The sequence below is a fragment of the Pseudomonas citronellolis genome (genome assembly GCF_900112375.1).
Classification (GTDB): Bacteria; Pseudomonadota; Gammaproteobacteria; order Pseudomonadales; family Pseudomonadaceae; genus Pseudomonas; species Pseudomonas citronellolis.
In genome coordinates this window covers 75,923-100,027 of sequence record NZ_FOLS01000026.1, presented here as the reverse complement: position 1 = coordinate 100,027, position 24,105 = coordinate 75,923, and the positions used below count along the sequence as shown (strand labels likewise).

General features: G+C 68.2%; 26 protein-coding genes. 15 read left to right on the top strand and 11 right to left on the bottom strand.

From position 1 onward, the window contains the following. The first annotated feature begins 1 nt into the window (after position 1). The 8 genes from glcF (at position 2) to BM060_RS22860 (ending at position 7,048) form a co-directional block, all read left to right on the top strand. Positions 2-1,228, top strand: coding sequence for a glycolate oxidase subunit GlcF (gene glcF / locus BM060_RS22895; RefSeq protein WP_074983266.1), 1,227 nt, complete (start codon positions 2-4; stop codon positions 1,226-1,228). Positions 1,229-1,232: 4 nt separating this feature from the next. After that, positions 1,233-1,634 (top strand): heme-binding protein, encoded by a 402-nt coding sequence (locus tag BM060_RS22890; RefSeq protein WP_009614175.1) that lies wholly within the window; start codon positions 1,233-1,235, stop codon positions 1,632-1,634. A gap of 30 nt (positions 1,635-1,664) precedes the next feature. Further along, positions 1,665-3,842, top strand: coding sequence for a malate synthase G (locus BM060_RS22885; RefSeq protein WP_074983264.1), 2,178 nt, complete (start codon positions 1,665-1,667; stop codon positions 3,840-3,842). A 459-nt stretch (positions 3,843-4,301) separates the two neighbouring features. Continuing rightward, the gene (locus tag BM060_RS22880) at positions 4,302-4,469 is read left to right on the top strand and encodes a rubredoxin (RefSeq protein WP_009614173.1); all 168 of its coding nucleotides are present in this window, start codon (positions 4,302-4,304) and stop codon (positions 4,467-4,469) included. Positions 4,470-4,643: 174 nt separating this feature from the next. Then, positions 4,644-4,811 (top strand): rubredoxin, encoded by a 168-nt coding sequence (locus tag BM060_RS22875; protein ID WP_009614171.1) that lies wholly within the window; start codon positions 4,644-4,646, stop codon positions 4,809-4,811. Between the two features lie 71 nt (positions 4,812-4,882). After that, positions 4,883-6,037, top strand: a complete 1,155-nt coding sequence (locus BM060_RS22870) for an NAD(P)/FAD-dependent oxidoreductase (RefSeq protein WP_074983262.1) — start codon at positions 4,883-4,885, stop codon at positions 6,035-6,037. Between the two features lie 197 nt (positions 6,038-6,234). After that, complete coding sequence (locus BM060_RS22865; protein ID WP_009614168.1) at positions 6,235-6,507, top strand: HU family DNA-binding protein; 273 nt, start codon at positions 6,235-6,237, stop codon at positions 6,505-6,507. A gap of 136 nt (positions 6,508-6,643) precedes the next feature. Next, entirely contained in the window at positions 6,644-7,048 is a 405-nt protein-coding gene (locus tag BM060_RS22860; RefSeq protein ID WP_074983260.1) for a helicase, read from the top strand. A 585-nt stretch (positions 7,049-7,633) separates the two neighbouring features. Here the strand turns inward: BM060_RS22860 and BM060_RS22855 are convergent. The 3 genes from BM060_RS22855 to BM060_RS22845 form a co-directional block, all read right to left on the bottom strand. Then, on the bottom strand, positions 7,634-9,034 hold the full coding sequence (locus BM060_RS22855) for an aminoacyl-tRNA deacylase and HDOD domain-containing protein (protein WP_058072114.1): 1,401 nt from the start codon (positions 9,032-9,034) through the stop codon (positions 7,634-7,636). Between the two features lie 93 nt (positions 9,035-9,127). Further along, positions 9,128-11,203, bottom strand: a complete 2,076-nt coding sequence (recG, locus tag BM060_RS22850; protein ID WP_074983258.1) for an ATP-dependent DNA helicase RecG — start codon at positions 11,201-11,203, stop codon at positions 9,128-9,130. After that, the gene (locus tag BM060_RS22845) at positions 11,200-12,132 is read right to left on the bottom strand and encodes a hydrogen peroxide-inducible genes activator (RefSeq protein ID WP_074983255.1); all 933 of its coding nucleotides are present in this window, start codon (positions 12,130-12,132) and stop codon (positions 11,200-11,202) included. Before BM060_RS22845 ends, recG begins: the two co-directional genes overlap by 4 nt. A gap of 94 nt (positions 12,133-12,226) precedes the next feature. Between BM060_RS22845 and BM060_RS22840 the strand changes: the two genes are divergently transcribed. The 3 genes from BM060_RS22840 (at position 12,227) to BM060_RS22830 (ending at position 14,577) form a co-directional block, all read left to right on the top strand. After that, positions 12,227-13,084 carry an NAD-dependent epimerase/dehydratase family protein gene (locus BM060_RS22840; protein ID WP_074983253.1) on the top strand — a complete coding sequence of 286 codons (858 nt, stop codon included), beginning with the start codon at positions 12,227-12,229 and terminating at the stop codon, positions 13,082-13,084. A gap of 1 nt (position 13,085) precedes the next feature. After that, positions 13,086-13,886 carry a helix-turn-helix transcriptional regulator gene (locus BM060_RS22835; RefSeq protein ID WP_074983251.1) on the top strand — a complete coding sequence of 267 codons (801 nt, stop codon included), beginning with the start codon at positions 13,086-13,088 and terminating at the stop codon, positions 13,884-13,886. 67 nt (positions 13,887-13,953) lie between these two features. Further along, positions 13,954-14,577: a LysE family translocator gene (locus BM060_RS22830; RefSeq protein ID WP_074983248.1), complete on the top strand. Its 624-nt coding sequence runs from the start codon at positions 13,954-13,956 to the stop codon at positions 14,575-14,577. 28 nt (positions 14,578-14,605) lie between these two features. On the opposite strand, the gene BM060_RS22825 is transcribed toward BM060_RS22830, so the two are convergent. The 6 genes from BM060_RS22825 to BM060_RS22800 all read right to left on the bottom strand — a co-directional run bounded on the left by BM060_RS22825 (position 14,606) and on the right by BM060_RS22800 (position 19,862). Then, positions 14,606-15,337 (bottom strand): hypothetical protein, encoded by a 732-nt coding sequence (locus BM060_RS22825; RefSeq protein ID WP_074983246.1) that lies wholly within the window; start codon positions 15,335-15,337, stop codon positions 14,606-14,608. Between the two features lie 71 nt (positions 15,338-15,408). Further along, positions 15,409-15,789 carry a RidA family protein gene (ridA, locus tag BM060_RS22820; protein ID WP_009614149.1) on the bottom strand — a complete coding sequence of 127 codons (381 nt, stop codon included), beginning with the start codon at positions 15,787-15,789 and terminating at the stop codon, positions 15,409-15,411. Between the two features lie 24 nt (positions 15,790-15,813). Next, a complete protein-coding gene (spoT, locus tag BM060_RS22815; protein WP_043268111.1) occupies positions 15,814-17,925 on the bottom strand; it encodes a bifunctional GTP diphosphokinase/guanosine-3',5'-bis pyrophosphate 3'-pyrophosphohydrolase in 2,112 nt (703 codons plus the stop codon). 54 nt (positions 17,926-17,979) lie between these two features. After that, positions 17,980-18,246: a DNA-directed RNA polymerase subunit omega gene (gene rpoZ, locus BM060_RS22810; RefSeq protein WP_009614145.1), complete on the bottom strand. Its 267-nt coding sequence runs from the start codon at positions 18,244-18,246 to the stop codon at positions 17,980-17,982. Between the two features lie 90 nt (positions 18,247-18,336). Further along, positions 18,337-18,957, bottom strand: a complete 621-nt coding sequence (gene gmk / locus BM060_RS22805; protein ID WP_074983244.1) for a guanylate kinase — start codon at positions 18,955-18,957, stop codon at positions 18,337-18,339. A gap of 41 nt (positions 18,958-18,998) precedes the next feature. Then, entirely contained in the window at positions 18,999-19,862 is an 864-nt protein-coding gene (locus tag BM060_RS22800; protein ID WP_043315007.1) for a YicC/YloC family endoribonuclease, read from the bottom strand. Between the two features lie 164 nt (positions 19,863-20,026). Here BM060_RS22800 and rph point away from each other — a divergent pair, with 164 nt between their 5' ends. Together rph and BM060_RS22790 are read left to right on the top strand one after the other, a co-directional pair. Next, positions 20,027-20,746: a ribonuclease PH gene (gene rph, locus BM060_RS22795; RefSeq protein ID WP_009614139.1), complete on the top strand. Its 720-nt coding sequence runs from the start codon at positions 20,027-20,029 to the stop codon at positions 20,744-20,746. Positions 20,747-20,762: 16 nt separating this feature from the next. Then, positions 20,763-21,125, top strand: coding sequence for a DUF4870 domain-containing protein (locus BM060_RS22790; protein ID WP_043268113.1), 363 nt, complete (start codon positions 20,763-20,765; stop codon positions 21,123-21,125). 324 nt (positions 21,126-21,449) lie between these two features. Here the strand turns inward: BM060_RS22790 and crc are convergent, their stop codons facing one another. Then, on the bottom strand, positions 21,450-22,229 hold the full coding sequence (gene crc / locus BM060_RS22785; RefSeq protein ID WP_009614136.1) for a catabolite repression control protein Crc: 780 nt from the start codon (positions 22,227-22,229) through the stop codon (positions 21,450-21,452). A gap of 82 nt (positions 22,230-22,311) precedes the next feature. On the opposite strand from crc, the gene pyrE reads away from it, so the two are divergent. Continuing rightward, complete coding sequence (gene pyrE / locus BM060_RS22780) at positions 22,312-22,953, top strand: orotate phosphoribosyltransferase (protein WP_074983242.1); 642 nt, start codon at positions 22,312-22,314, stop codon at positions 22,951-22,953. 19 nt (positions 22,954-22,972) lie between these two features. Then, complete coding sequence (locus tag BM060_RS22775; RefSeq protein ID WP_135499849.1) at positions 22,973-23,611, top strand: DUF4124 domain-containing protein; 639 nt, start codon at positions 22,973-22,975, stop codon at positions 23,609-23,611. Between the two features lie 4 nt (positions 23,612-23,615). On the opposite strand, the gene BM060_RS22770 is transcribed toward BM060_RS22775, so the two are convergent. Then, complete coding sequence (locus BM060_RS22770; RefSeq protein ID WP_074983239.1) at positions 23,616-24,059, bottom strand: acyl-CoA thioesterase; 444 nt, start codon at positions 24,057-24,059, stop codon at positions 23,616-23,618. Positions 24,060-24,105: the final 46 nt, after the last annotated feature.

The following is a 24,105-nucleotide window of genomic DNA, read 5'->3' as shown; positions in this document are numbered from 1 at the left end:
TATGCAGACCAACCTGAGCGAAGCGGCCAAACGCCTGGCCCACGCCGAGGAAGCCGAACGCATCCTGCGCAGCTGCGTGCACTGCGGCTTCTGCAACGCCACCTGCCCGACCTACCAGGAGCTGGGCGACGAACTGGACGGCCCGCGCGGGCGCATCTACCTGATCAAGCAGTTCCTCGAACAGGACCAGGTCAGCGAGAAGACCCAGGAACACCTGGACCGCTGCCTGACCTGCCGCAACTGCGAAACCACCTGCCCCTCCGGCGTGGAGTACCACAAGCTGCTGGACATCGGCCGCGCCGCCATCGAAGTGCGCGTGCCGCGGCCGCTGGGCGAGCGCCTGCTGCGCGGTGGCCTGCGCGCCATCGTGCCGCGCCCGGCGCTGTTCAAGGTGCTGGTGAACACCGGCGAGGCGCTGCGGCCGATCCTTCCCGTGGCCCTGCGCAGCCACCTGCCGCGGGCCATCGCCCCGGCCGGCGTGCGCCCGGCGGAGCGCCACAAGCGCCGCGTGCTGATGCTCGAAGGCTGCGTGCAGCCGGCGCTTTCGCCCAACACCAACTCGGCCACCGCGCGGGTGCTGGACCGCCTCGGCATCAGCATTACCTCGGCGGCCCAGGCCGGCTGCTGCGGCGCCGTGGACTACCACCTCAACGCCCAGGACACCGGCCTCGACCGCGCCCGGCGCAACATCGACGCCTGGTGGCCGGCCATCGAGAACGGCGCCGAGGCCATCGTGCAGACGGCCAGCGGCTGCGGTGCCTTCGTCAAGGAATACGGCTACCTGCTGCGCGACGACCCGCACTACGCGGCCAAGGCCAGGCGCATCAGCGAGCTGGCCAAGGACCTGGTGGAAGTGATCCGCGCCGAACCGCTGGAAAGCCTCGGCCTGAACTGCGACCAGACCCTCGCCTTCCACTGCCCCTGCACCCTGCAGCACGCGCAGAAGCTCGGCGGCGCCGTCGAGGCGGTGCTCAAGCGCCTGGGCTTCAACCTCACCGCGGTACTGGACAGCCACCTCTGCTGCGGCTCGGCCGGCACCTATTCACTGACCCAGCCGGAGCTCTCGCACAAGCTGCGCGACAACAAGCTGGACGCCCTGGAAAGCGGTCGGCCCGACCTGATCGCTACCGCCAACATCGGCTGCCAGACCCACCTCGACGGCGCCGGACGCACCCCCGTCCGGCACTGGATCGAACTGGTCGACCACGCCCTCAGCACCGGAAACTGACGCCATGCAAAGCAAAGCCGTACTCACCCAGCAAGAAGTCACCCGCATCCTCGCCGCCGCCCGCGCCGAGGCCCAGGCCAACCAATGGGCGGTGGCCATCGTGGTCGTGGACGACGGCGGCCACCCGCTGGCCCTGGAGCGCCTGGATGGCTGCGCGCCGGTCGGCGCCTACATCGCCACCGAGAAGGCCCGCAGCGCCGCCCTGGGCCGCCGCGAAACGCGCCTGTACGAAGAAATGATCAACAACGGCCGCACTGCCTTCCTCTCCGCCCCCGTGCTGCAGGGCACCCTGGAAGGCGGCGTGCCGGTCATCCATGACGGCCAGGTGATCGGCGCGGTGGGCGTCTCCGGCGTGCAGGCCGCGCAGGATGCCCAGGTGGCCAAGGCCGGCGTGGCCGCGCTCTAAGCACTCGACGAAACACAGGAGAACCTTGCGATGACCCAACGAATCACCCGCCAGCGCCTGCAGGTCGCCGACGTGCTGCAACGCTTCATCGAGGAAGAAGCCCTGCCGGGCACCGGCGTGCAGGCAGGCGCCTTCTGGAAGGGCTTCGACGCCCTGGTCCACGAGCTGGCGCCGAAGAACCGCGCGCTGCTCGCCGAGCGCGACCGCCTGCAAACTGAGCTGGACAGCTGGCACCGCGCCCACCCGGGCCCGATCCAGGACATGCCGGCCTACCGCGCCTTCCTCGAATCCATCGGCTACCTGCTGCCGGCGCCTGCCTCGGTGCAAGCCACGACCGCCAACGTCGACAGCGAAATCACCCAGCAGGCCGGTCCGCAGCTGGTGGTGCCGGTGATGAACGCCCGCTACGCGCTGAATGCCGCCAACGCCCGCTGGGGCTCGCTGTACGACGCGCTCTACGGCACCGACGCCATCAGCGAGGACGACGGCGCCGAGAAGGGCAAGGGCTACAACCCGCGCCGCGGCGAGAAGGTCATCGCCTTCGCCCGCGCCTTCCTCGACCAGGCCGCGCCGCTGGCCCAGGGCAGCCACGCCGACGCCAGCGCCTACCGCATCGAGCAGGGCCAGCTGCGCGTGACCCTGGAGGACGACAGCGTCACCGGCCTGGCCGAGCCGGCGAAATTCGTCGGCTACCAGGGTGAGCTGCTGTCGCCCAAGGCCGTGCTGCTGAAGAACAACGGCCTGCACTTCGAGATCCAGATCGACCCCACCAGCCCCATCGGCCAGACCGACGCCGCCGGGGTGAAGGACGTGCTGGTCGAGGCCGCGCTGAGCACCATCCTCGACTGCGAGGATTCGGTAGCTGCGGTGGATGCCGAGGACAAGACCCTGGTCTACCGCAACCTGCTCGGCCTGATGAAGGGCGACCTCAGCGAAGCGGTGGAGAAGGGTGGCCAGAGCTTCGTTCGGCGCATGAGCGCGGACCGCCAGTACACCGCCGCCGACGGCTCCAGCCTGACCCTGCACGGCCGCTCGCTGCTGTTCATCCGCAACGTCGGCCACCTGATGACCACCCCGGCGATCCTCGACGAAAGCGGCGCGGAAATCCCCGAAGGGATCATGGACGCGGTGCTGACCGGCCTGGTGGCGATCCACGACCTGCAGCGCAAGGGCAACTCGCGCACCGGCAGCGTCTACATCGTCAAGCCGAAGATGCACGGCCCGGCCGAAGTGGCCTTCGCCGACGAGCTGTTCGGCCGCGTCGAGGACGTCCTCGGCCTGCCGCGCAATACCCTGAAGATGGGCATCATGGACGAGGAGCGGCGCACCAGCGTCAACCTCCAGGCCTGCATCGGCGTCGCCGCGGCGCGGGTGGTGTTCATCAACACCGGCTTCCTCGACCGCACCGGCGACGAAATGCACAGCGCCATGGAGGCCGGCCCGATGCTGCGCAAGGGCGACATGAAGGGCACGAAGTGGATCGCCGCCTACGAGCGCAACAACGTGCTGGTCGGACTGGCCTGCGGCCTGCGTGGCCGGGCGCAGATCGGCAAGGGCATGTGGGCCATGCCGGACCTGATGGCGGCCATGCTGGAACAGAAGATCGGCCACCCGAAATCCGGCGCCACCACCGCCTGGGTGCCATCGCCCACCGCCGCCACCCTGCACGCGCTGCACTACCACCAGGTGGACGTGCAGGCGGTACAGGGCGAGCTGCAGAAGGTCGACCTGGCCAGCGTGCGCGACGAACTGCTCGACGACCTGCTGACAATTCCAGTGGCCGCGTCCGCCGACTGGAGCGCCGAAGCGCGCCAGGAAGAGCTGGACAACAACTGCCAGGGCATCCTTGGCTACGTGGTGCGCTGGGTCGAACAGGGCGTGGGTTGCTCCAAGGTGCCGGACATCCATGACGTCGGCCTGATGGAAGACCGCGCAACGCTGCGTATTTCCAGCCAGCACATCGCCAACTGGCTGCACCACGGCGTGGTCGGCGAGGCCCAGGTGCGCGAGACCCTGGAGCGCATGGCCAAGGTGGTCGACCAGCAGAACGCGGGTGATCCGGCCTACCGCCCGATGGCTGCGGATTACCAGGGCTCGGCGGCCTTCCAGGCGGCGAGTGACCTGGTGTTCAAGGGGCGCGAGCAGCCCAGTGGCTATACCGAGCCGCTGCTGCATGCCTGGCGCTTGCGGTACAAGGCGCAGCACTGAGGCTGCCCCTGTAGGTGTAGGAGCGAGCTTGCTCGCGAACGGTGCTCACCTGAGGCTTCGGTGTCCTGCTGTGACTCCGCTCCCTCTCCCTAACCCTCTCCCTGAAGGGAGAGGGGACCGTTCGGAGTGCTTGGATGCTCTGGAGTCAGCCGGCAACACCGAAGGCTTCCATTTGAAACCTTCCTTCTCTCGGCACGGACAAGCCCCCTCTCCCTTCAGGGCGGGGCGCGCAGCCGAGGGCTGGGGAGAGGGGCTCTTCAGGACGCGCACCGACCCCCGCCGGCAAAACTCCGTTCGCGAGCAAGCTCGCTCCTACGAAAAGCCAACCTCCCACCCACGCACCACCCATCTTTGGTTGGCCCCCAACGCCCGCCCAACCGCCCGATGGCGTCTTGGCGCACGCCGGGAATTGCGTTAGCGTGCGGCCGCAACCGTGGTAACCCGCCCGAGGGGTAGACAATGAAAAAGTGGCAATGCGTAGTCTGCGGACTCATCTATGACGAATCCCAAGGCTGGCCGGAAGAAGGCATCGCAGCGGGCACCCGCTGGGAAGACGTGCCCGAGGACTGGCTGTGCCCGGACTGCGGCGTCGGCAAGCTGGACTTCGAGATGATCGAAATCGGCTGAGCCGTCCCGGCATCCCTGCGAGCGGCGGCCGATGGCCGCCGTTTTCGTGTCCGGCCCCGTGCTTGAGCGCTTCGCGCGCTTGGCCGGGCTGCCGCCGGGCGCCGGCAACCCTGCCCTTGGCGGGGGGCGGAAAAGTGCGCTAGGTTGCCCTGGCAACCCGCAGGAGGTTCGACGATGCGCAAGTGGCAATGCGTGGTCTGTGGCTTCATCTACGACGAGGCCCTCGGCCTGCCCGAGGAGGGCATCGCCCCCGGCACCCGCTGGGAAGACATTCCCGCCGACTGGGTCTGCCCCGACTGCGGCGTGGGCAAGATCGACTTCGAAATGATCGAAATCGCCTGACAGGCCCCGCGAAACCCTGAATTCCACCGAGCCGGCCAAGCCGCTCGGTCCCGTTCGATGTGGAGAATCCAATGAGCGAGAACGCACCGCTGGTGATCATCGGCACCGGCCTGGCCGGCTACAACCTGGCGCGCGAATGGCGCAAGCTGGACGCGCAGACCCCGCTGCTGCTGATCACCGCCGACGACGGCCGCTCCTATTCCAAGCCGATGCTCTCCACCGGCTTCTCCAAGGACAAGGACGCCGACGGCCTGGCCATGGCCGAGCCCGGCGCCATGGCCGAGCAACTGAAGGCGCGCATCCTCACCCACACCCGCGTCACCGGCATCGACCCGGGGCATAAGCGCATCTGGATCGGCGAGGAGCAGGTCGAGTACCGCGACCTGGTGCTGGCCTGGGGCGCCGAGACGATCCGCGTGCCGGTACAGGGCGACGCCCTGGACGCCATCTTCCCGATCAACGACCTGGAGGACTACGCGCGCTTCCGCGCCGCGGCCGCCGGCAAGCGCCGCGTGCTGCTGCTGGGCGCCGGCCTGATCGGTTGCGAGTTCGCCAACGACCTGTCCGCCGGCGGCTACCGGATCGACGTGGTCGCTCCCTGCGAGCAGGTCATGCCCGGCCTGCTGCACCCCGCCGCCGCGGCGGCCGTGCAGGCCGGCCTGGAAGGCCTGGGCGTGCGCTTCCACCTGGGCCCGGTGCTCAACCGCCTGGAGCTCGCCGGCGAGAGCCTGGAAGCGCACCTGTCGGATGGCCAGGTGATCCCCTGCGACCTGGTGGTCTCGGCCGTCGGCCTGCGCCCGCGCATCGACCTGGCCACCGAGTCGGGCCTGGAGGTCAACCGCGGCGTGGTGGTGAACCGCGAGCTGCGCACCTCCCACGCCAACATCTACGCCCTGGGCGACTGCGCCGAGGTCGACGGCCTCAACCTGCTCTACGTGATGCCGCTGATGAGCTGCGCCCGCGCCCTGGCCCAGACCCTGGCGGGCAAGCCGACAGCGGTGTCCTACGGCCCCATGCCGGTCACCGTGAAGACTCCGGTGTGCCCGCTGGTGGTCTCGCCGCCGCCCCGCGGCAGCGATGGCCAATGGCTCGTGGAAGGCTCTGGCGCGGACCTCAAGGTGCTGTGCCGGGATACCGCCGGTCGCTTGCTCGGATACGCCCTGACCGGCGCGGCGGTCAGCGAAAAACTCTCGCTGAACAAGGAGTTGCCGGCACTTCTGGCCTGAAAGGCATCCTTTATGGCGTTTTCGTCGTGGGAATGTATCCGCAAATTGTCAGACGATACTGGCGTACCAGCCTGCGGCGTGCCATCCTCCCCCCGTCTGCCGCAGCCTAGAGCCTGTAGGGCCTGGGCCGCGGTGCCTTAGGCGCTGTTGGGAAGACAGCACGGACACAAAAACAACAAACCGTCAAAGAGGCATCTATGCGTAAACCAGAACTCGCCGCCGCGATCGCCGAGAAGGCCGACCTCACCAAAGAACAAGCCAACAAGGTGCTGAACGCGCTGCTGGATGAGATCACCGGCGCGCTGAACCGCAAAGACAGCGTCACCCTCGTTGGTTTCGGCACCTTCATCCAGCGCCACCGTGGCGCCCGCACCGGCAAGAACCCGCAGACCGGCCAGCCGGTGAAGATCAAGGCCAGCAACACCGTTGCCTTCAAGCCGGGCAAGGCCCTGAAGGACGCCGTCAACTAAGGCTGTTCCCAGCCCCGGAGCCAGAGCGGCTCCGGGCTACCCCCGCCGTTACATTTCCCTTCGAAAGTACGGATGTAGTCCTTTCGGCGAATCGCTACAATGCGCAGTCATTTGTCCCGAACGCCGAGGTCTGTGCATGAAATTCCGTCTTCTGTTGTGGTTCCTCGGCCGTATGATGGCCAAGTCCTCGCGCGATAACCCGGCCTTCCGCCAGCAGCTCGAAGGCAAGGACCTGGTGTTCCAGCTGCACAGCCTGGACGGCAAGGTCGCCCGCCACTACATCGTCCATGACCAACGCGTCAGCGCCCGCCGCGGCGTGCACCCGCAGCCGGCCTTCGCCATCGGCTTCCGCGACAGCGCCTACGGCTTCGCCACCCTCACCTCGAAGAACCCGCAACTGGCCTTCATGCAGGGCATCCAGAACAAGGACATCCAGATCCAGGGCAACCCGGCGCTGGTGATCTGGTTCCAGGGCCTGGTGAAGTACCTCAAGCCGAAGAAGAAGGCCGCGGCCAAGGCGGTGGAGAAGGAAGCGGCCTGAGGCGGCCCTTGTCCGCGATAGCCGGACATATCGGCGCGATTCGCGGATGAGATCCGCTCCTACGCTGTGCCACCCGCACCGTCCCCATGTAGGAGCGCGCCCTGCGCGCGAAATCGCGGGCAGGGCCCGCTCCTACAGTTCGCTGGGATGCATGGCATTCCCCCTGTAGGAGCGGACCTTGTCCGCGATAGCCGGACATATCGGCGCGATTCGCGGATGAGATCCGCTCCTACGCTGCGCCACCCGCACCGTCCCCATGTAGGAGCGCGCCCTGCGCGCGAAATCGCGGGCGGAGTCATCTAAGACGGGGAGTGTGTGGTTTCGTAGGAGCGAGCTTGCTCGCGAACGGATTCCGCAGCGGGGTTTATTCGCGAGCAAGCTCGCTCCTACTCCTACGGTTCACCGCGAGGCGCGGCATTCCCCCTGTAGGAGCGGACCTTGTCCGCGATAGCCGGACATATCGGCGCGATTCGCGGATGAGATCCGCTCCTACGCTGCGCCACCCGCGGCATTCCCCTGTAGGAGTGGGCCCTGCCCGCGATTTCGCGCGCAGGGCGCGCTCCTACAGGTCTGTCCGCAGCCAGATCAGTGCGGGCTGTTCATCTGCGAGGCCAGCTCGCGCAGCACGGCTTCGGCGTCCAGTACCTTGCGCACCGCGTCCTCGGCCCTTTCCCGGGGGATGTCCAGGCGGTCGAGCAGGGCTTGCGGCACGCCCTGTTGCGGGCCGCTGCCGATGCCGTTCTGGCGCAGCAGGCGGGTGGCCAGGCACACCAGGTTGGCGTAGGCGGCGTTGGGGCCGGCGTAGTCCGGGTCGTGCTGGAAGCGCAGCGCGGTGTAGATCTCCTCGGGCATGTCCCAGGCGCGCATCAGCCAGGCGCCGATCTGCTCACGGGTGATGCCCAGCAGGTGCTGCTCGACGAGGTTGTGCGGCACGTGCGGGTTGACCTCCAGGTGGCGGCAGATCAGCGAGAAGTGCGGCGGGAAGATATGCGCCAGGACCAGGTAGCCGATGCTGTGCAGCAGCCCGCCGAGGTAGGTCAGGCCGGCTTCCGGGCGCTCGGCGCGGGGCACTGCGCGGGTCAGGCCCTCGATCACCGCGGCGGTGTAGATCGCCTGCTGCCAGTAGGGCGTGGCGTGCTGCGGCTGGTCCTTGGGCAGGCTCAGGGTCTTGCCCAGGGCCAGGCCGAGGGCCAGGTTGATCACCAGGTCGAAGCCCAGCACGCGGACGATGGCGTCTTCCACCGAGCGGATCTTGCCGGGCGCGGCATAGTAGGGCGAGGCGGCCCAGCTGACCACCTGGGCGGCCAGCGCCGGGTCGGTCTCGACCACGCCGGTGATGTCGTCCACGGTGGCGTTGGGGTCCACCCGCAGCTTGATGATCTTCTGCGCGGTCTTGGGCAGCGGCGGGATCTCGATGGTCTCTTCCAGGCGCTGCTGGATGCGCCGCGCGGTGAAGGCCTGCACCGCCTGGGTGATCTCGGCGCGATCGTCGTTGGGGCGGTCGAGGTTCGGCCGGATCTGCTCCAGGGGCACGCCGAAGCGCGCGGCGCTGGCCTTCTCCAGCACCTGGCGGAAATCGCCGGTGGCGATCTCCAGCAGGGTGCCGGGGTTGCCGGATTCGATCAGCAGCTGCGGCTCCTGCAGCAGGCGCTCGTCGTACAGGCAGGGCGAGCTGGTCAGCGGCGGCAGCGCCGGCAGGCGGCTGAGCTGGTGCTTGCCGAGCATGCGCTCCAGGCGCTCCGGCTTGATCGCCAGCAGCTTGCGCCCGGTCAGCTCGGTCAGGCGGTTGAGGTCCAGCAGCTGGTTCTGCGGGAAGAGCACCAGCAGGGTGCCCACCGAGTCTTCCAGCAGGCTCGCCTGCACGCGGCGGGCGCTGGGCAGCTGGTCGTCGTCGGGCAGTTCGCGGCAGGGCACGCCGAGGCGGTCGAGCAGCTGGAGAATGACCGATGGGGCGGGGAGGGCTTCGGCGAGTGCGGCTTCGCTCATGGGCTTTGTGATCCGGTTAGCAACTGCAGCCGGGAGTATACCCAGCGGCTATTCGTGACTGGCCAGTCATCCGACCGGTGAAATTGAAGCAGGTCACACTTGACCGTATTGCTGGCCATGTCGGAGCCAACGCTCCAGCAGCGGGCCGACGTGCTGCGGCCAGCGCGCCAGCAGAGCCTGGGCGGCGTCGCGCACCGCCGGCAGCAGGTCGGCGTCGCGCATCAGGTCCGCGACCTTGAACTGTAGCAGACCGGTCTGCCGCGTCCCGAGCATCTCGCCGGGGCCGCGCAGTTCCAGGTCGCGCTCGGCGATGACGAAGCCGTCGCAGGTCTCGCGCATGATCGCCAGGCGCTCGCGGCCGATCTGCGACAGCGGCGGGTGGTAGAGCAGCACGCAGTGGCTCGCCGCGCTGCCGCGGCCGACGCGCCCGCGCAACTGGTGCAACTGGGCCAGGCCGAGGCGTTCGGGGTTCTCGATGATCATCAGGCTGGCGTTGGGCACGTCCACGCCGACCTCGATCACCGTGGTCGCCACCAGCAGTTGCAGCAGGCCTTCCTTGAAGGCCTCCATCACCGTGGCCTTTTCCGCCGGCTTCATGCGCCCGTGGATCAGGCCCACGCGCAATTCGCCCAGGGCCGCGGCGAGTTCCTCGTAGGTGGTCTCGGCGGCCTGGCAGGTGAGTTCTTCGGATTCTTCGATCAGCGTGCACACCCAGTAGGCCTGGCGGCCTTCGCGGCAGGCGGCGCGGACGCGCTCGATCACCTCGATGCGCCGGCTGTCGGCGACCAGCACGGTGTTCACCGGGGTGCGCCCGGGCGGCAGCTCGTCGAGGATCGAGGTGTCCAGGTCGGCGTAGGCGCTCATCGCCAGGGTCCGCGGGATGGGCGTGGCGGTCATGATCAGCTGGTGCGGGCAGAGCCGGCCGTCGATGCCCTTCTGGCGCAGGGCCAGGCGCTGCTGCACACCAAAGCGGTGCTGCTCGTCGATGATCACCAGGGCCAGGCGCTTGAACTTCACCTCGTCCTGGAACAGCGCGTGGGTGCCGACCACCATGGGCACGCCGGCGGCGATCTGCTCCAGCGCGGCGGCGCGTGCCTTGCCCTTGAGCTTGCCGGCCAGCCAGGCGACTTCGATGCCCAGCGGCTGCATCCATTTGCTGAAGTTGAGGTAGTGCTGTTCGGCGAGGATTTCCGTGGGCGCCATCAGCGCCACCTGGTAGCCGGCCTCCAGGGCCTGCAGCGCGGCCAGGGCGGCGACCACCGTCTTGCCGGCGCCGACGTCGCCCTGCACCAGGCGCAGCATGGGTTCGGGCTGCGCCAGGTCGTAGGCGATCTCCGCGCCCACGCGCTGCTGCGCGCCGGTGGGGGCGAAGCCGAGGTTGGCCAGGAAGCGCTGCGGCAGTTTCTTCGCCGGCGGCAGCTCGGGCGCGTGCTGGGCGCGCAGGCTCTCGCGCAGGCGCTGCAGCGACAGCTGGTGCGTCAGCAGTTCCTCGAAGGCCAGGCGGTGCTGGGCCCAGTGGCGGCCCTCGGCGAGCTCTTCGAGGTTGGCGTCCGGCGGTGGCCGGTGCAGATAGCGGATGGCTTCGTCGAGGGGCGCCAGGCGGTAGTCGCGGGCCAGTTCCTCGGGCAGCCAGTCGGGCAGGCTGTTCGGCCCCAGGCGCGCCAGGGCCTGCTGGCTGAGGGTGCGCAGGCGCTGCTGGGTGAGGCCTTCGGTGGTCGGGTAGATGGGCGTGAGGGTCTGCTCCACCGGGGCCGGCGCGGCGTCGTTCAGCGCGCGGTACTCGGGGTGGTAGATCTCAAGACCCGAGGCGCCGGGGCGGGCCTCGCCGTAGCAGCGCAGGTGGGTGCCGCGCTTGAGGCCTTCCTTCTGCGCCTGGCTGAAGTGGTAGAAGCGCAGGCTCAGGGTGCCGCTGCCGTCCTGCAGGCGCACCAGCAGGCTGCGGCGCTTGCCCATGACCACGTCGGCGCCGGAGACCACGCCCTCGACCACCGCGTCCTGGCCCGGGCGCAGCGCGCCTATGGGGGTGACGCGGGTGCGGTCCTGGTAGCGCAGCGGCAGGTGGAAGAGGATGTCCTGGAGATTTTCCAGGCCCACCCGCGCCAGCTTTTCCTCCAGCGCGGCACCGACGCCCTTGAGCGTCGTGACCGGGACGTTGGCCAGCTCGGTCATGCCGGTTGGGCGTCGCCCTTGGCGGTCGGCCGGGCCACCGAGCAGAGGCGGATGGAGTCGGCCAGCACCTCGATGGCGCGCGGCCGCGGGAAGCTGGCGCGCCAGGCGATGGCCACGGTGCGCAGCGGCGCCGGCGGGGTGAACGGGCGGATCTCGATCACCCCGGGGGCGTAGTGGTGGCTGTCCACCGCCGAGAACGGCAGCACCGACACGCCCAGGCCGGAGGCGACCATGTGGCGGATGGTCTCCAGCGAACTGGATTCCACGGTGGTGTGGCGGTTTTCCTCGCCCTTGCGGGTGGTCGGGCAGGCTTCCAGCACCTGGTCGCGGAAGCAGTGGCCCTCGCCGAGCAGCAGCAGGCTCTTGTCGTTGAGCATCTCGGCGTCGATGGTCTGCCGGGCGGTCCAGGGGTGGTCGGCCGGCATCAGCACGTAGAAGGGCTCGTCGAACAGCGGCAGGGTGAGGACGTCGGCCTCCTGGAACGGCAGGGCGATGATGATCGCGTCCAGCTCGCCGGTGCGCAGCTTGTCGCGCAGGATGTGGGTGAAGTTCTCCTCGATGTACAGCGGCATCTGCGGCGCCACCCGGTGCAGCTGCGGGATCAGGTGCGGGAACAGGTAGGGGCCGATGGTGTAGATGGCGCCGACTTTCAGCGGCGAGGTCAGCTGGTTCTTGCCGGCCTGGGCCAGCTCGCGGATGCCCTGGGCCTGCTCCAGCACCTTCTGCGCCTGGGCCACGATGCCTTCGCCCACCGGGGTGAGGCGCACCGCGCTCTTGCTGCGCTCGAAGATCAGCACGCCGAGCTCGTCCTCCAGCTTCTTCACGCCGACCGACAGGGTCGGCTGGCTGACGTGGCAGCGCTCGGCGGCGCGGCCGAAATGCTGCTCCTGGGCGAGCGTGACGATGTAGCGCAGTTCGGTGAGGGTCATGGCGACTAATCCGTTGAGTTGGGCCAAGCATAGCGGCTGCGCGGTTGCGAACCAACCGCGCTAAACTCCGGGGCCCTGTCTTTAGGAGGCGAAGATGCCTGCGAATGTTCTGATCGCCGGTTGCGGCGACGTCGGCAGCCGCCTCGGCCGCCAGTTGGCCGCCGAGGGCTGGCGCGTGTATGGGCTGCGCCGCGATACCACCGCGCTGCCCGCGGGCATCCTGCCGGTGGCCGGCGACCTGGGCAGCGTCGAGTGCCCGTCGGCCTGGCCCGAGGGCGAACTGGACTACCTGGTGTACGCCGCCGCCGCGACCCAGCACGACGAGGCCGGCTACCGCGCCGCCTACGTCGAGGGCCTGCGCCACTGCCTGGGCTGGCTGCAGCAGCGCGGGCAGCGGCCCAAGCGTGTGCTGTTCGTCTCCAGCAGCGGCGTCTACGCCCAGGCGGACGGCGAGTGGATCGACGAGACCTCGCCCGCCGAGGCCCAGCAGTATTCCGGACGGATCATGCTCGACGCCGAGCGCGTGGCCCTGGACAGCGGCATTCCCGCGAGCGTGGTGCGCCTGACCGGCATCTACGGCCCCGGCCGCGAGTGGCTGCTCAAGCAGGTGCGCGAAGGCTACCGGGTGGCCGTCGAGCCGCCGCTGTACGCCAATCGCATCCACGCCGAGGACGCCGCCGGGCTGCTGGCCTGCCTGCTGCGCGCCGATGCTGAGGGCAAGCCGCTGGAAGACTGCTACATCGGCGTGGACGATGCGCCGGCGTCGCTGGCCGAGGTGGTGGGCTACCTGCGCGAGCTCATGGGCGTCAGCCACTGGGCGGACGAGCAGAGCGTGCGCCGCACCGGCAGCAAGCGTTGCAGCAACGCCCGCGCCAGGGCGCTGGGCTGGGTGCCGCGCTACCCCAGCTACCGCGAGGGCTACGCCGCCATCCTCGCCGGGCGCGAGGACTGAGGTGGACGCCAACCGGCTGCTGGCGCGCTCCTGGCTGCCCGGGGTGGAGCTGTTCCATGCGGACTTCTCCGGCCAGCCGTTCGGCCGCCACAGCCACGACGCCTTCGCCATCGGCGCCATCCTCCATGGCGCCGGCGGCTACCAGTGTCGGGGCGCGCGCCACGTGCTGCCGGCCGGCACCCTGTCGCTGATGAACCCGGAGGAGCCGCACACCGGCAACGCCGAGAGCGAGCGGCTGGTCTACCACATGCTCTACATCGAGGAGTCGCGGCTGCTGCCGTTGCTCGGTCGCAAGCAACTGCCGCGTGGCTTCCAGGAACTGAATCCGGGCGACGATGGCTTGGTCGCGCAAGCCCTGGCGCGGGTGGCCGGCGAGTTCGAGCGCAACGATGCGCTGGGCCTGGAGAGCGAATTGCTGGCGCTGCTGGAACTGGTCTTCGTGCGCCACGGCGGCATGCGCCCGGCGGCTTCGGCGAGCCGCGACGGCGGCGTCACCGCGCGGCTGCGCGACTACCTGGAAAGCCATTACCGCGAGGCGGTGAGCCTGGAGCAACTAGCCGCCCTGGTGCAGCGCCACCCGCGTCACCTGATCGAGAGTTTCCGCCGCGCCTATGGCGTGCCGCCGCACACCTACCTGCTGCAGCGCCGGGTACGCGAGGCCAAGCGCCTGCTGGTGGAGGGCGCCACGCCCATCGAGGCGGCGCTGGAGCTGGGCTTCTGCGACCAGGCGCATTTCTCCGGCACCTTCCGCCGCTTCACCGGCGTGACCCCGGGGCGTTTCCGCAGCGCCACGCGCACCTGAGTTTCCTACAAGACCGCCGCTGCGCCACCTGGCCAGACTGGCCTCCCGCCACTTCCGGGAGAACGCCATGTTCGCCGCCTTCGCGCTGGTCGCCAGCACCCATTTCGCCGCCCTGCTGTCGCCGGGGCCGGACTTCTTCCTGCTGATCCGCGCCGCCTTGCTGCGTGGCCGCCGCCATGCCGACGGCTGCGCCAGCGGCATCGCCCTGGCCAACCTGGCGAGCATGGGGCTGGTGCTGCTGGTCCTCGGCCAACTGCCCGACCTGGCGAACCATGGCCTGCGGGTGGTGCAGCTGCTGGGCGGGGCCTACTTCGTCTGGCTGGGCGCCCAGGCCGTGCTGGCGCGGCGCGAACTGGAGATTCCCGGGGAAAGCGCCGGGCAGCGCGCGGGAGGTTTCTTCCACGGCCTGCGCGAGGGCTTCCTGGCCAGCAGCCTGAATCCCAAGCTGCCGATCTTCTACACCGGGCTGTTCGGCGTGCTCGGGCCTTTCCAGCTGCCGGGCTGGGCACTGGGCGCCTGCGTGCTGTGGATGGGTGCGGTGGTGCTGCTCTGGGACCTGGCCCTGGTGCGCTTGCTGGATCGGCGGCGCTGGCGCGGCTGGCTGCAGCGCCGGGTGCGCACGCTGGACCGCACCTGCGGCGCCCTGCTGCTGGCGCTGGGCGGCTGGTTGCTCTGGCTGGGCGTGCGCTGAAGGCGCCGCGCGGGGCGGCGCCGGCGGCTCAGTCGCGTTCCAGCAGCCAGACGCGCTTGCCCGGGGCGTATTCGGGCATCTCGTCGGCCTGGGCGCGGTTCACCGCTTCGAAGAGTTCCAGCTTGTCGTCCTCGCGCTGGAACAGGTATTCGCGGCCCTGGCGGCCCTGCTGCAGCCAGATGCTGTCGCTGTCGCCGCTCATGGCCGCGCAGTCGCCGGCCAGGCACAGGGCGTAGCGGTCGGCGCCGGGCATGCCCTCCACGCGGCCGTCGGCCTGGAAGGTTACCTTGCTGCCCTGGCCCGCACCTTCCTGGATCACCCAGGTGCCCTTGAGGAAGCTGCCGTACAGGGCGCGCTGGAAGCTGGCGCCGATGGGCGCCGGGCCCTGCTGTTCGGCGCGGGCGAAGCGCTGTTCCGGCCAGTTCTCGCTGCCCACCTGCAGCAGTTGCTTGCCGTCCACCGCCAGCTCTTCCTGCTTGCTGCCGTAGAAGGCCACCTGCCAGTGCTTCTTGTCCGCCGGGTCCTGGCTGAGCTGGCCTTCGCCCTGTTCGAAACCGTTGCCGAAGGTGGCTTGCTGGCGCTTGGTGTCGATCTGCCATTCCAGGTTGGGACCGTAGGCCAGCAGCGCTTCGCGCAGCTTGCCGCTCTTGCTGGCGGCGTCGATGGCGGCCTGGTTGATCCAGGTGCCGGACGGGTCGGGGGTGCCGGCGCAGCCGGTCAGCAGGCCAAGCAGGGCGCTCAGGACGAGGGCGCGACGCATGCGGGTGCTCCTTGCGGACGAACGGGGGAAAAACGAACGGGGCCGCGAGGGCCCCGTTCGGGAGTGGAGGATTACTCCAGGACGACGATGGCGTCCATCTCGACCTGGGCGCCCTTGGGCAGGGCGGCCACGCCGATGGCGGCGCGCGCCGGGTAGGGCTGGGTGAAGTAGCGGCCCATGATCTCGTTGACCTTGGCGAAGTGCGACAGGTCGGTGAGGAAGATGTTCAGCTTGGCCACGTCGTGCAGGTAGCCGCCGGAAGCCTCGATCACCGCCTTGAGGTTCTCGAACACCTGGACGACCTGCTCCTCGAAGCCCTCGACCAGTTCCATGGTCTGCGGGTTCAGCGGGATCTGCCCGGAGACGTAGACGGTGTTGCCGGCCTTGATCGCCTGGGAGTAGGTGCCGATGGCCGCGGGGGCCTTGTCGGTGTGGATAACGGTCTTGGTCATGTCGACTCCTTGCGAGGGGTGGGATCAGCTGCGCACGCGGGTGATCCGGACCACCCCCTTGAGCGCGCGCAGCTTCTTGATGACGCGGGCCAGGTGCACGCGGTCGTGCACGCTGACCACCAATTGGACCACGCTGACGCGACCGTCGCGCTCGTCCATGCTGATCTTCTCGATGTTGCCGTCGGCGGCGTTGACGCTGGTCGCCAGCAGGGCGATCAGGCCGCGCTGGTGTTCCAGCTCGACGCGCAGCTCGACGTTGAACTCGCCGGTGACATCCTTGGCCCAGCTGAGCTGGATGCATTTTTCCGGGTTGTTGCGGATTTCGCTGATGTTCCTGCAGCTTTCCAGGTGCACCACCATGCCCTTGCCGGCCGACAGGTGGCCGACGATGGGGTCGCCGGGGATCGGCGTGCAGCACTTGGCATAGCTCAGCACCAGGCCCTCGGTGCCGCGGATCGCCAGCGGCCCTTCGGCGTTGGTGGCGGCGGCGTCGCCTTCGCTGGAGAGCAGGCGGCGGGCGACCACGTAGGCCATGCGGTTACCCAGGCCGATTTCTTCGAGCAGGTCCTCGAAGACTTCCATGCGGTACTCGTTGAGCACGCCCTGGATGCGTTCGGCGGGGATCTTCTCCAGGTGGCTGTCGAAGCCGGCGAGGGTCTTGTTCAGCAGGCGCTCGCCAAGGCTGATGGACTCGGAGCGGCGCTGCTGCTTGAGGGCGTGGCGGATGTGCGTGCGCGCCTTGCCGGTGACAACGAAGTTGAGCCAGGCCGGGTTCGGCCGGGTGCCCGGCGCGGTGACGATCTCCACCGTCTGGCCGCTCTGCAGCGGTTCGGACAGCGGCGCCAGGCGGCGGTTGATGCGGCAGGCGATGCAGCTGTTGCCCACGTCGGTGTGCACCGCGTAGGCGAAGTCGACTGCCGTGGAGCCCTTGGGCAGCTCCATGATGCGGCCCTTGGGCGTGAAGATGTAGACCTCGTCCGGGAACAGGTCGATCTTCACGTTCTCGATGAATTCCAGCGAGTTGCCGGCGCGCTGCTGCAGTTCGAGGATGCCCTTGACCCACTGGCGGGCGCGGGCGTGGGTGCCTTTCTGCACCTCGTCCTCGTTGGACTTGTACAGCCAGTGCGCGGCGATGCCGTGGTTGGCCATCTCTTCCATCTCGCGGGTGCGGATCTGGATCTCGATGGGCACGCCGTGCATGCCGAACAGGGTGGTGTGCAGCGACTGGTAGCCGTTGGCCTTGGGAATCGCGATGTAGTCCTTGAAGCGACCGGGGAACGGCTTGTACAGGTTGTGCACGGCGCCGAGCACGCGGTAGCAGGTGTCGACCTTGTCGACGATGATGCGGAAGGCGTAGACGTCCATGATCTCGTTGAACGCCTTGCGCTTGCCGCGCATCTTCTTGTAGATGCTGAACAGGTGCTTCTCGCGGCCCAGCACCTGGCCTTCCATGCCCTCGCGGGCGAGGCAGTTGACCAGCGATTCCTGGATCTTGCCGACGATCTCGCGACGGTTGCCGCGGGCCTTCTTCACCGCCTGGCGGATGCGCTCGGAGCGCATCGGGTGCATGGCCTTGAAGCCCAGGTCCTCGAATTCCACGCGCATGCTGTGCATGCCCAGGCGGTTGGCGATGGGTGCGTAGATTTCCAGGGTTTCCTTGGCGATGCGCCGGCGCTTCTCGCCGGACAGCACTTCCAGGGTGCGCATGTTGTGCAGGCGGTCGGCCAGCTTGACCAGGATCACGCGGATGTCGCGGGCCATGGCCATGGCCATCTTCTGGAAGTTCTCGGCCTGGGCCTCGGCCTTGGACTCGAAGTTCATCTGGGTCAGCTTGCTGACCCCGTCCACCAGTTCCGAGACGGTTTCGCCGAACTGCGCGGTGAGCGCTTCCTTGGCGATGCCGGTGTCCTCGATCACGTCGTGCAGCATGGCCGCCATCAGGCTCTGATGGTCCATGTGCATGTCGGCGAGGATGTTGGCGACGGCGAGCGGATGGGTGACGTAGGCCTCGCCGCTGCGGCGGCGCTGCCCGTCATGGGCCTGCTCGGCGTAGTAGTAGGCACGGCGGACCAGGTTGACCTGGTCCGGACCGAGATAGCTCGAGAGCCGGTCGGCGAAGGCGTCTATGCTCGGCAAGGCATCACCCCCTGCCGAGTGGACGGCGCCTGTGGTCGTCGGCCGGTCATCGAATTACAGGGCCTCGTTGTTGGCCTCGTCTTCGAAGGCGGCGAACAGCGGTTCTTCTTCAACCACGTCCTCCTGCTGAACGACTTCAGCATCGACCAGGCCGGAAGCGATCTCGCGCAGGGCGACCACGGTGGGCTTGTCGTTTTCCCAGGCTACCTTCGGCTCCTTGCCGCCGGTGGCCAGCTGGCGCGCGCGCTTGGTGGCGAGCATGACCAGCTCGAAACGGTTATCGACGTTGTCCAGGCAGTCTTCGACGGTGACGCGGGCCATGGTGTTCCTCGTTGCGGAAAAATGGAGCCCGGGTTTCCGGGCGGACTGAATAGTCTAAAAAATCGCCAATCTTTATGGAAGGGCCGTTTGTTATGCCGACGGCTGCAACAGCTCCTCTAGCAACCGCTCGTGGCGCTTCTGCTGGGCGTCCTGGCGCAGCTGGCGGGCACGGAAGATCGACTTGAGGTCTTCCAGAGCATGGGCGAAATCGTCGTTGATCACCAGATGATCGTATTCGACGTAGTGACTCATTTCGTTGACCGCCTCGCGCATGCGCCGCTCGATCACCTCGTCGCTGTCCTGGCCGCGGTTGGTCAGGCGCTGGCGCAGGGCGTGCTGGCTCGGCGGCAGGATGAAGATCGACTGCGCGCGGGGCATCAGCCGGCGCACCTGCTGGGCGCCCTGCCAGTCGATCTCGAGGATCAGGTCGAGGCCTTCGGCGAGGGTCTTTTCCACCCAGCGCTGCGAGGTGCCGTAGAGGTTGCCGAAGACTTCGGCGTGCTCGAGGAATTCGTCGCGTTCGAGCATGGCGGTGAAGGTGTCGCGGCCGACGAAGTGGTAGTTCACCCCGTCCACCTCGCCCGGGCGCATGCCGCGGGTGGTGTGGGAGACCGAGACGCGCACGCTGGGCATGGCCTCGAGCAGCGACTTCACCAGGCTGGTCTTGCCGGCGCCGGAAGGCGCGGAAACGATGTAGAGGGTGCCGGACATGACTGAATCCTGGGGCTATGGGTGGAAAGCGAGCGTGCGGCTCACTCGATATTCTGGACCTGCTCGCGCATCTGTTCGATGAGCACCTTGAGGTTCACCGCGGCCTGGGTCGAGCGCGGGTCGAAGGCCTTGGAGCCGAGGGTGTTGGCCTCGCGGTTGAGTTCCTGCATGAGGAAGTCCAGGCGGCGGCCGGCGGCGCCACCGGCCTTGAGCACGCGGCGCACCTCGGCGACGTGGGTGCTCAGGCGGTCGAGTTCCTCGGCGACGTCGCTCTTCTGCGCCAGCAGGACCATTTCCTGCTCCAGGCGCTGCGGGTCGGCTTCCAGCTTCAGTTCAGCGAAGCGGTCGAGGATCTTCTGCCGCTGGTTGCCGAGCATCTGCGGCACCAGTTCGCGCAGGTTGGCCACTTCTTCCTGCATGGCGCCCAGGCGTTCGTCGATGATCCGCGCCAGCTCCGCGCCTTCGCGGGCACGGCCGGCCTTGAGCTCGTCCAGCGCCTGGTTGAAGGCGGTCATGGCTTCGGCGTTGAGCGCCTGCGGGTCGGCGGCGTCGCCCACCAGCACGCCCGGCCAGGCCAGCACGGCCAGCGGGTCGATCGGCGCCGGCTGCTTGATCAGCGCGGCCACGCCCTCGGCGGCGGCCACCAGCTGCGCGGCGCGCTCGCGGTCGACCTGCAGCGGTTTGCCGGCGGTGTCCTCGTTGAAGCGCAGGGTGCATTCCACCTTGCCGCGCGACAGGCCCTGGCGCAGCGCCTCGCGCACCGGCCCTTCGAGGTCGCGGAAGGTTTCCGGCAGGCGCAGGTTGGGTTCCAGGTAGCGGTGGTTCACCGAGCGCAGTTCCCAGCTCAGGGTCCCATTGGTCCCGGCCCGTTCGACGCGGGCGAAGGCGGTCATGCTGTGAACCATGGGGCTACCTCGCTGTGATTCGGCTGAAAGCGATGAAATGTCATCGTGAACCGGCAATTGTACCCCAGCGGGGCCGGCCGCCGCACGCCGGCGGTGGTTGCCTGGCTGCCGGGGCCTCTATAATGGCGGCCAGTATCCGATCCAATCTCGCATAGGAAGTCTCGATGAACCGTCCCAGTGGCCGCGCCGCCGACCAGTTGCGCCCGATCCGCATCACCCGCCACTACACCAAGCATGCCGAGGGTTCGGTTCTGGTGGAGTTCGGCGACACCAAGGTGATCTGCACCGTGAGCGCCGAGAGCGGCGTGCCGCGCTTCCTCAAGGGCCAGGGGCAGGGCTGGCTGACCGCCGAGTACGGCATGCTGCCGCGCTCCACCGGCGAGCGGAATGCGCGCGAGGCCAGCCGCGGCAAGCAGGGCGGCCGCACCCTGGAAATCCAGCGTCTGATCGGCCGTTCGCTGCGCGCCGCGCTGGACCTGACCAAGCTGGGCGAGAACACCCTGTACATCGACTGCGACGTGATCCAGGCCGACGGCGGCACCCGCACCGCGTCCATCACCGGCGCCACCGTGGCGCTGATCGACGCCCTGGCGGTGCTGAAGAAGCGCGGCGCGCTCAAGGGCAACCCGCTCAAGCAGATGGTCGCCGCGGTCTCCGTGGGCATCTACCAGGGCGTGCCGGTGCTCGACCTGGACTACCTCGAAGACTCCGCCGCCGAGACCGACTTGAACGTGGTGATGACCGACGCCGGCGGCTTCATCGAGGTGCAGGGCACCGCCGAGGGCGAGCCGTTCAAGCCGGCCGAGCTGAACGCCATGCTGGAGCTGGCGCAGCAGGGCATGCAGGAAATCTTCGAACTGCAGCGCGCCGCGCTGGCCGACTGACGCGGGAGGGACGGGGATGAACGACGAACTGCAAGCGCGGCCGAGCCAGGAAGCCCGGCAGTGGGCGATGTTCTGCCACTTCTCCGCCTTCCTCGGGCTGGTCTTTCCCTTCGGCAACCTGCTGGGGCCGCTGATCGTCTGGCAGATCAAGCGCGAGTCCGATCCCTTCGTCGACAGCCAGGGCAAGGAAGCGCTGAACTTCCAGATCACCGTCAGCCTGGCGATGCTGGTCAGCTTCTTCCTCTGCCTGCTGGTGATCGGCTTCCTGCTGCTGGCGTTGGTCTGCGCCGGCGCCCTGGTGCTGACCGTGATCGCCGGAGTCAAGGCCAACGAGGGCCGCGACTACCGCTATCCGTTCACCTGGCGGCCGTTGAAGTAGGCGAAAGCGCTCTTTGTAGGAGCGGGCCCTGCCCGCGATTCGCGCGCAGGGCGCGCTCCTACAGGGGAATGGCGCGGGTGGGGTGGCGTAGGAGCATGTCTATTGGGTTCCCGCGTTCGCGGGAATGACGGGTGCGAGTATGTTTCCCGACGTCATTCCCGCGAACGCGGGAACCCAGGGCCGTAGGGCGTATAACCGTTCGCGGTTATACGCCGCCGTGCCGGGCGCCTTGGTCATGCGGTACGACATATCCCCGTAGGAGCGGACTTTGTCCGCGATCCCGCCGGCAAGGCCGGCGATCGGCCGGGAGGGCGCGGGCTGCCGTCAGATGCTCAACGTCCAGTCGTAGTCGATGATCAGCGGCGCGTGGCGCGAGAAGCGCGGCTGCCGTGGCAGCTTGGCGCTGCGCACGAAGCGGCGCAGACCCGGGGTGAGGATCTGGTAGTCGAAGCGCCAGCCCAGGTTCAGCATCTCGGCCTGCTCGCTGTCCGGCCACCAGCTGTACTGGTCGCCTTCGCGATTGACCTCGCGCAGGGCATCGACGTAGCCCATGTTGCCGAACACCTCGTCCATCCAGCCGCGCTCGGGCGCGAGGAAGCCGGGCATCTGCTGGCATTCGCGCCAGTTCTTCACGTCCAGCTTGTTGTGGGCCAGGTACAGCGACCCACAATAGATGTACTCGCGGCGCTTGCGGCGCTGCTTGTTCAGGTAGGCGGCGAAGTCTTCCATGAACTTGAACTTCTGGTTCAGGTTCTCGTCACCCTCCTGCCCGCTCGGCAGAAGAATGCTGGCAATACTCACCTTATCGAAATCGGCTTGCAGGTAGCGCCCGTAACGATCGGCCATCTCGAAACCCAGCCCGCTTATGACGGCCTTGGGTTGCAGACGACTATAGATTGCGACGCCACCCTGGCTGGGCACTTCGGCGTCGCAGGCGTACAGGAAGTAGCCGTCCAGCTGGTAGGACGGGTCGTCCAGATCGAAAGCGGAGGCGCGGGTATCCTGCAAGCAGATCACGTCGGCATTCTGGGCTTGCAACCAGCTGAGCAATCCCCGCTCGGCTGCAGCCTGAATACCATTCACGTTCACACTGATGATCCGCATAAATGGCCCCCAAAATCACGTGTGTGTATGATACCCGAGCTCAAACGGTTTAGCTAAATTCATACCGGCCGGTTCTAATCCTATGCAGGCATATCAACGCGATTTCATCCGTTTCGCCATCGAGCGCGGCGTACTGCGCTTCGGTGAATTCACCCTCAAGTCCGGGCGCACCAGTCCCTACTTCTTCAATGCCGGCCTGTTCAACAGTGGCCTGGCATTGGCCCGGCTGGGGCGCTTCTACGCCGCCGCGGTCGTGGACAGCGGCATCGATTTCGATGTCCTGTTCGGCCCGGCCTATAAAGGAATCCCGCTGGCGGCCGCTACAGCGGTGGCGCTGGCCGAGCAGCACGGGCGCGACCTGCCCTGGTGCTTCAACCGCAAGGAAGCCAAGGACCACGGCGAAGGCGGCACCCTGGTGGGCGCGCCGCTGGCCGGCCGGGTGCTGATCGTCGACGACGTGATCACCGCCGGCACCGCGATCCGCGAGGTCATGCAGATCATCGAGGCCCAGGGCGCCAAGGCCGCCGGCACGCTGATCGCGCTGAACCGCCAGGAGCGCGGCAAGGGCGAGCTGTCGGCGATCCAGGAAGTGGAGCGCGACTTCGGCATGCCGGTGGTCAGCATCGTGTCCCTGGAGCAGGTCCTCGAATACCTGGCCGGCGACGCCGAGCTCAAGCGTCACCTGCCGGCGGTCGAGGCCTATCGCGCGCAGTACGGAATCTAACCAGAACAGGGTGTCCGGCATGGCCAAGCAGGGTGCTTTTCGCCGTGGTGCATTGATGGGGTGGCTGGTCTTCGGGCTGGCCGGGCCGGCGCTGGCGGCGAATGCCGCCGGCAATCCCTCGTCCGGCGGCGCCGTCGAGATGTACCGCTACGTCAACGACAAGGGCGTGACCGTCATCGACCGCCTGGGCGTGCCGTCGCAGTACATCGGCAAGGGCTACGAGGTGCTCAACGAGCAGGGGCGGGTGATCCGTGTGGTGCCGCCGGCGCCGACCGCGGAGGAAATCCAGCAGCGCAAGGCCGCTGCCGCCCAGGCCAGTTCCGATGCCCAGCTGCTGCGCCTGTACACCAGCGTCGAGGACGTCGACCGCGCCCGCGAGCGCAAGCTGTCCGAGCTGGATGGCCTGAGCAGCGTGGCCCGGGGCAACCTGCAGTCGCTGAAGACGCAGCAGGGCAACCTGCAGGCCCAGGCCGCCGACGCCGAGCGCGCCGGGCGCCAGGTGCCACAGCAGTTGGTCGAGCAGTTGGCCAACCTGAAGGACGAGGAGCAGCGCCTGCTGCGCGACATCGCCCACTACCAGCAGCTGCGCGCCCAGGCCAAGGCTGCCTTCGAGGCGGACCGCGCGCGCCTCGCGCAATTGCTCGGCGCCTCCCGCTAGTCCGTCAGTCGACGGGCAAGTGCTCGAATTTCGTGATGCGCTCGCGCAGCCAGCCCGGCAGGGGCTGGCTCTGTCGCTGGTCGTTGGCGTAGGCGTAGATCAGCTCGCCGAGGGTCAGCGGCTGCTCCTCGCACCAGATCGCCACCTGGAAGGTCAGGCTGCTGCGCCCAAGGCGGGCGACGCGCACGCCCATGTCCAGCCAGTCGTCGTAGCGCGCCGGGGCGAAGTACTCCAGGCTGCTCTTCACCGCGAACAGGTCGCCGCCGCCGCGCAGCAGGTCGGCCGGGTAGCGGATCTCCAGGTTGCGGTAGTACTCGGTGGTGGCGACGTCCGCGTAGGTCAGGTAGTTGCCGTTGAAGACGATGCCCTGCGGGTCGACTTCCGACCAGCGCACGCGCAGGCCGTGGAAGAAGCGGAATTCATGGCGTTCGGGAAAGGCTGAAGGCATTGCGGCCTCCGGGAGGCAGAGGGGAACCGCCACGGCGGGCGCCGTG

Coding starts and splice junctions, on each gene's coding strand:
- crc (WP_009614136.1), bottom strand. CDS start 22,229: ATGCGGATCATCAGTGTGAACGTGAATGGTATTCAGGCTGCAGCCGAG.
- ridA (WP_009614149.1), bottom strand. CDS start 15,789: ATGACCAAGACCGTTATCCACACCGACAAGGCCCCCGCGGCCATCGGC.
- BM060_RS22840 (WP_074983253.1), top strand. CDS start 12,227: ATGCCTGCGAATGTTCTGATCGCCGGTTGCGGCGACGTCGGCAGCCGC.
- BM060_RS22880 (WP_009614173.1), top strand. CDS start 4,302: ATGAAAAAGTGGCAATGCGTAGTCTGCGGACTCATCTATGACGAATCC.
- BM060_RS22770 (WP_074983239.1), bottom strand. CDS start 24,059: ATGCCTTCAGCCTTTCCCGAACGCCATGAATTCCGCTTCTTCCACGGC.
- BM060_RS22890 (WP_009614175.1), top strand. CDS start 1,233: ATGCAAAGCAAAGCCGTACTCACCCAGCAAGAAGTCACCCGCATCCTC.
- recG (WP_074983258.1), bottom strand. CDS start 11,203: ATGACCGAGCTGGCCAACGTCCCGGTCACGACGCTCAAGGGCGTCGGT.
- glcF (WP_074983266.1), top strand. CDS start 2: ATGCAGACCAACCTGAGCGAAGCGGCCAAACGCCTGGCCCACGCCGAG.
- BM060_RS22825 (WP_074983246.1), bottom strand. CDS start 15,337: ATGCGTCGCGCCCTCGTCCTGAGCGCCCTGCTTGGCCTGCTGACCGGC.
- BM060_RS22855 (WP_058072114.1), bottom strand. CDS start 9,034: ATGAGCGAAGCCGCACTCGCCGAAGCCCTCCCCGCCCCATCGGTCATT.
- BM060_RS22845 (WP_074983255.1), bottom strand. CDS start 12,132: ATGACCCTCACCGAACTGCGCTACATCGTCACGCTCGCCCAGGAGCAG.
- pyrE (WP_074983242.1), top strand. CDS start 22,312: ATGCAGGCATATCAACGCGATTTCATCCGTTTCGCCATCGAGCGCGGC.
- BM060_RS22860 (WP_074983260.1), top strand. CDS start 6,644: ATGAAATTCCGTCTTCTGTTGTGGTTCCTCGGCCGTATGATGGCCAAG.
- BM060_RS22800 (WP_043315007.1), bottom strand. CDS start 19,862: ATGGTTCACAGCATGACCGCCTTCGCCCGCGTCGAACGGGCCGGGACC.
- BM060_RS22790 (WP_043268113.1), top strand. CDS start 20,763: ATGAACGACGAACTGCAAGCGCGGCCGAGCCAGGAAGCCCGGCAGTGG.
- BM060_RS22830 (WP_074983248.1), top strand. CDS start 13,954: ATGTTCGCCGCCTTCGCGCTGGTCGCCAGCACCCATTTCGCCGCCCTG.
- BM060_RS22885 (WP_074983264.1), top strand. CDS start 1,665: ATGACCCAACGAATCACCCGCCAGCGCCTGCAGGTCGCCGACGTGCTG.
- gmk (WP_074983244.1), bottom strand. CDS start 18,957: ATGTCCGGCACCCTCTACATCGTTTCCGCGCCTTCCGGCGCCGGCAAG.
- BM060_RS22875 (WP_009614171.1), top strand. CDS start 4,644: ATGCGCAAGTGGCAATGCGTGGTCTGTGGCTTCATCTACGACGAGGCC.
- rph (WP_009614139.1), top strand. CDS start 20,027: ATGAACCGTCCCAGTGGCCGCGCCGCCGACCAGTTGCGCCCGATCCGC.
- BM060_RS22870 (WP_074983262.1), top strand. CDS start 4,883: ATGAGCGAGAACGCACCGCTGGTGATCATCGGCACCGGCCTGGCCGGC.
- rpoZ (WP_009614145.1), bottom strand. CDS start 18,246: ATGGCCCGCGTCACCGTCGAAGACTGCCTGGACAACGTCGATAACCGT.
- BM060_RS22865 (WP_009614168.1), top strand. CDS start 6,235: ATGCGTAAACCAGAACTCGCCGCCGCGATCGCCGAGAAGGCCGACCTC.
- BM060_RS22775 (WP_135499849.1), top strand. CDS start 22,973: ATGGCCAAGCAGGGTGCTTTTCGCCGTGGTGCATTGATGGGGTGGCTG.